The sequence below is a fragment of the Polynucleobacter sp. 35-46-11 genome (genome assembly GCF_002281105.1).
On record NZ_NCFJ01000693.1, the window covers coordinates 1 to 1,133 of the forward strand.

At 45.0% G+C, this 1,133-nt stretch carries 2 protein-coding genes; both read left to right on the plus strand.

All coding sequences use genetic code 11. The annotated features are described in order from the left end of the window. The coding region (locus B7Y67_RS18865) for a sulfite exporter TauE/SafE family protein (RefSeq protein ID WP_293599941.1) at window positions 1–538 on the plus strand (538 nt) is incomplete at its 5' end. Window positions 539–598: 60 nt separating this feature from the next. Beyond that, entirely contained in the window at window positions 599–1,096 is a 498-nt protein-coding gene (locus B7Y67_RS18870) for a hypothetical protein (RefSeq protein ID WP_293599942.1), read from the plus strand. Window positions 1,097–1,133 lie beyond the last annotated feature (37 nt).

Below are 1,133 nucleotides of genomic sequence, written 5' to 3' on the forward strand. Positions count from 1 at the left end.
GCAGATCTTGTTTAGCTTGATGCTCTTGTATGTTGCTATTCGCCTACTGAGCGAGGCTCGCAATGAACTGAAAGGCATTCCTGAGCCCAATCGCAAACCTCCTCCCTGTTTAATGAATCCAGCGATCGGAAAACTGCAGTGGACAGTACCTTGCGCACGCGCCCTAATGGTTTCTGGAAGTCTTGCAGGTTTTTTATCTGGCTTATTGGGGGTTGGTGGTGGATTCATTATTGTTCCAGCGCTGAAACGTTATACAGATCTACCTGTGAAGTCCATCGTAGCAACCTCGCTGGGAGTGCTCGCCATCGTTACTGGCGGTGGCGCAATTTTCTCTGCCGCTTCCGGCAACCTCAATCTCATCGTTGCCGCCCCCTTCTCTCTTGCAGCATTAGTTGGCTTATTATTTGGACAAGTCTTAGGCAAAAAAATGAGTGGTCCCAATGTCCAACTCATCTTTGCTATTTTTACCCTATTGATTGCAATCAGTTTATTAATTAAGGGGGCACTTAATCTGCATCTTGATGTTTTCTTAAAATAAATGAAGCGGCCAAAAGCTTCTATTCTGATCATCTTCCTCGCGCTACTGGGAACCCTATTCATGACAGTTAAACCAAGTTCTTTTTTAACTAGCTCAGTGAGCACCATTTCGGGGACTGTCAGCAATTTAAATAATGGACTCCTGGAATACATTAATCCCGAAAAACCAACTCACGATCATTCCTCCGTTTATTACCGGCGTTTTTATATTTCGAGCTTTCACTTAGGTGAGCAAGCTATTGAAGCAAAGTTTTCTACGCCAATGAAGATTAGCGATGGGGATAGCGTGATAGTTTCGGGATATCAGAAAAATACGGTATTTCAAGTGCTTGCGTATCGCAACCAAACTCAAGAAGTTGCAGGTGCAGAGAACTGGGTCGTTTTGGTACTGGGCGCACTATTCTTTTTGGCGGTAGCAATAGGGCTACTGAATTCAGAATTAGTGAGCGAAGGCTCCCTAATACCAAAGCTATTCTTATCGGGATTTGTACTTATTGCCACTTACATGGCGTATCGGGCGCTCCTCATTCGAGAGGCTATTGGGCTGCTACAGCCCTAGATCAGAAACTGCACTAGTTACCTGACTGGAGGCTGAT

Coding starts and splice junctions, on each gene's coding strand:
- B7Y67_RS18870 (WP_293599942.1), top strand. CDS start 599: ATGACAGTTAAACCAAGTTCTTTTTTAACTAGCTCAGTGAGCACCATT.